Genomic DNA, 3,863 nt, shown 5'->3' on the forward strand with positions numbered 1-3,863 from the left:
CTGCTCCGACTGTTCCCAAATCTCTATGATGCATTCCTTTCATGAGATTGTACACATGAACAAATCCAGTTAAACCCGCTGTTTTTGCAGCAGTAATATCTGCAAAACTAGCATCAGTATGCCCTGCTCCTACAGTAATTCCCTTACTTGTCATATAACTAATAATACTCATATCTGAACGTAGCATTTCTGGTGCTACCATTACATACTTCAGATGTCCGTTACAAGCTTTGATATAACGATCAACACATGCTACATCAGGCACCATCTGGTAATCTATATCTACACCTAATTTATATTTTTCTCCAATCCAAACTGCTTCTAAATTTATTCCTAACACTTCCGCACCAGAATAACTTTTTTCGTCTATAACTTTGGCGACTGTATTAAATCCTTCAAAAGAATCTTCTTCCTTTCCTTTAAACCCGCCTGTAGGACAAAATCCTGTAACTCCTTCTTTTGGCAAATGTGCACTCCAAGCATGAAGTCCTTCAACACTTATACTACAAGTATCATTACCATTCCATCCATGACAATGAATGTCTAATAAACCTGGAAGTATTCTATTATCATTAAAATCATAATTTATTTCTTTATAATTATAGGGTAGTATGCTCCATATCTTATTTTCTTTTATTTCAATTTGCAAAGGTTGAAATTTTTCCTCATACCATACATTTGTACTTTGAATAATCATATTACTTTTCTCCTTATAAAGTCTATAGCATTAATTTGTATATATTTTCTACAACTTTTTAATTTAATTTAGTAAATACATTAAGTTCAGCATCACTGCCATTACTAAAACATAACCTATATTCCTTTTTTCAATATTGCTCTCTTTCACATTAAACTCTTCAAAATTCTTTTGACGTTCCCATACTCATACAGTCACTTGTGCAAATCAAGCAATATCATGATGTGTCGTATAAGTAAAGATATCCGGCATAACAATCACAAATTCTGTACCATGCACACAATTGTATTTCGCTGACAATTCGTATTCTAAATTATAGTTTGTCTAATCTTGTGTTTTATCAACACCACATAAATTATTACGAGCCATCATACCTGCCCACATAATATTTGTAATATACAGTTTGATAATTAAACAATATCTATGTTAGCTCCAAATCTAGTAGAGAGAATTTTGGACGAAAGTTCCCCCAGAAGTGCCACGTTTAATCATTTTCTTTTCTTTAGTAATAATTAAATTTTGAGATTTTTCACTCCCAAAGGCAGCTATAATTAATATTAGTTCTATACTCAATGCTTTATTCCATTCATAAAAATCCAAAAAATCTCCCTCATATTGAAATATTAAATTTTATATCCTACATATCGATATATAACAATTTCCTATTTGCTCGTGCTTGATTTTCATCAACTAATTCAATATCGTTTTCCTTATCTACAAAAATTACTGGAATCGTCATATCGTATCCCTTTTTTCTTAAGCCTTCTAAATCAAATTTCATTAACAATTGACCTTTTTTGATTTTATCACCTTGTGTCACATAAACATCAAAGCCTTCTCCTTTTAGTTCTACAGTGTCAATACCAATGTGTATAAGAATTTCCAAACCTTCTTTATTTCTTAAACCGATGGCATGTTTTGTTGGATATAGCGAAACGACTTCACCATCTATTGGAGAATAAATTTTATTATCTGAAGGGATAATTGCTATTCCATTCCCTAGTGTTTTTGATGCAAACACTGGATCTTGCATATCTTCAATTTTTTTTATTTTCCCATTTACTGGAGAATCAATTGCCATTTTTTTGCTTCTGCCAAGCATAAATTTAACTAAAACTGCTCCAATGATCCATTCAATGACGAATACAAACGCTGCATATACCCAACTACCTGCAAGTTTAAATGTAGGTAAAGCCATTATATTAGGCAGTCCAAAAGCATAAACCTGTATTCCAAACATTCCACATATTCCGCCAGTCAATCCGCCACTTATAGCCATCGGTAAAGCATATCTCTTATCTTTCACTAAATAGTTATATAAAGATGGCTCAACTACACCACCAACAAATAATGCTATTAAACATGAAATTGCATTATTCTTTTCTTTCTTAGTTTTCGCAATCCATAATGCACCTAAAGTAATAGCATGTACTGAAAAAGCTGCAGCTGCCCAAATAGCATACATTTGTGAATATCCATATAAAGCAAAATCATTTAAACATAATGCAACCAAAACCCAATGCATCCCCGTAACTACTGCATATTCAAATGTAACACCTGCAAAGATGCCAGCAATAATTGGTGAAATAGTCCATAAAGAATTAAATGCCCAGCCAATAAACTGTCCAAAAAAATAAGCAAGTGGCCCAAAAATTATTGAGGTTAATGGTGCAAATATAATCAAACAAAAAGTTGGTATTACAACTGTAGAAACAGAGCCCGGAACTCTTTTTTCCAAAAATCTATATAAATAAGAATATAACCAAGTAGAAATTAACGCGGGCAATACTTGTGATGTATAGTTACATAAATATACAGGAATACCAATAAAATCTACTATATCTCCGGTATTTTTCATCAATCCAGTAAATGTTGGTTCCATAAGCGCTCCAGCAATACATGCAGCGATAAATGGATTTACTTTAAGTTTTTTTGCTGCAGAAATTGCGACTAATATTGGCATGAAATAAAATGCTGAGTTACTAATCGCATACAAAATACAATATGTAGATGAGGCAGTATCTAATAATTTAAAGTATTCCAATAATAAAATTAACCCTCTTATCATTGCACATCCAATAAGTGGTGAGATAAGTGGTGTCATAGTTCCAGAAATATATTCTAAAATAGCATTCCCAATCCCTTTTAATGTAAATGCTTCTTTTTCCTTTACTTCCATAGCATCTTGTCCATCTAAAAATTTTAAAACATATGGATAATATTTCACAACATCACCTCCAATAATGATTTGACATTGTTTGTTAACAATATTCATCCCAATTACACCTTCAATATTTTCAACCTTAGTTTTATCTACTTTGTTTACATCTATCAATTCTAACCTTAGTCTTGTTGCACAATGCGTAACACTAATAATATTTTCTTTTCCACCAACATTTTCAAAAATTAAACTCACTCTTTCTTCTAAATTCATTTTTCTTCTCCTTCTCTTTTTATTTTATCTATATCAACTTGTATCAAGCTGTTTAATGAATGATCCAGCTTTAATCATACATTAATTCATACAAGTAACTGCAATAATAAAAAAAAGCAAAATCAAAAAACTAAAAATAAGTTTAATGGTTTTGCTTACTTAATGTAATGACAAGCCTAATTATTTAATATATTTTGTAAATGTATAGCTAAATAAACAACTTCTGCGTTGGTAATATTGTATCCATATCTTCTAGCAATATAGCTTTTAATAACTAATGTACATTTATAAACTCTTTGATAATTTTCTTTAATAAACAATTCCAATTTTTCATCGTAATTAGAATTAATAGACTCCCTCTTCATGACTCTCAAGGAAAAATATTTAAGATGTGTAATAAATCTTGAATACTCATAAGTATTTGCTTTTAACTCAATATTTAAATACCTTCTTATAATATCAACTACTTCATCTACTATCTCGATGGAATGCAATGTTTCATTAATATTATCTAAATTTAAATTAATAAGATGGGTTGCAATAAAGGCAATCTCATCATTATTTAAATTAACATTATATACTGTCTTTAGATGATCGCATGCTTCACTAGCAACATTATATTCATCTTTATAAAAAGTCTGAATCTCATTTGTAAGAGCATTAGTTAAATAAATTCCTTTTTTTAATCTTTTTACTGTCTCATTAATATGGTCAGCTAACATTAATAATGCC

General features: G+C 30.4%; 3 protein-coding genes and 1 pseudogene. All 4 read right to left on the reverse strand.

What is annotated here, in order from left to right; translation table 11 throughout:
- Positions 1–697 (reverse strand): annotated as a pseudogene (locus tag J7M77_RS15825) (N-acetylglucosamine-6-phosphate deacetylase); the annotation flags it as partial.
- 438 nt (positions 698–1,135) lie between these two features.
- Positions 1,136–1,297 carry a hypothetical protein gene (locus tag J7M77_RS15830; RefSeq protein ID WP_296880331.1) on the reverse strand — a complete coding sequence of 54 codons (162 nt, stop codon included), beginning with the start codon at positions 1,295–1,297 and terminating at the stop codon, positions 1,136–1,138.
- Positions 1,298–1,334: 37 nt separating this feature from the next.
- Positions 1,335–3,131, reverse strand: coding sequence for a glucose PTS transporter subunit IIA (locus tag J7M77_RS15835; RefSeq protein WP_296880333.1), 1,797 nt, complete (start codon positions 3,129–3,131; stop codon positions 1,335–1,337).
- A gap of 176 nt (positions 3,132–3,307) precedes the next feature.
- The coding region (locus tag J7M77_RS15840; RefSeq protein WP_296880334.1) for a PRD domain-containing protein at positions 3,308–3,863 on the reverse strand (556 nt) is incomplete at its 5' end.

The sequence above is a fragment of the Thomasclavelia sp. genome (assembly GCF_017889095.1).
Lineage (GTDB): Bacteria > Bacillota_I > Bacilli_A > Erysipelotrichales > Coprobacillaceae > Thomasclavelia.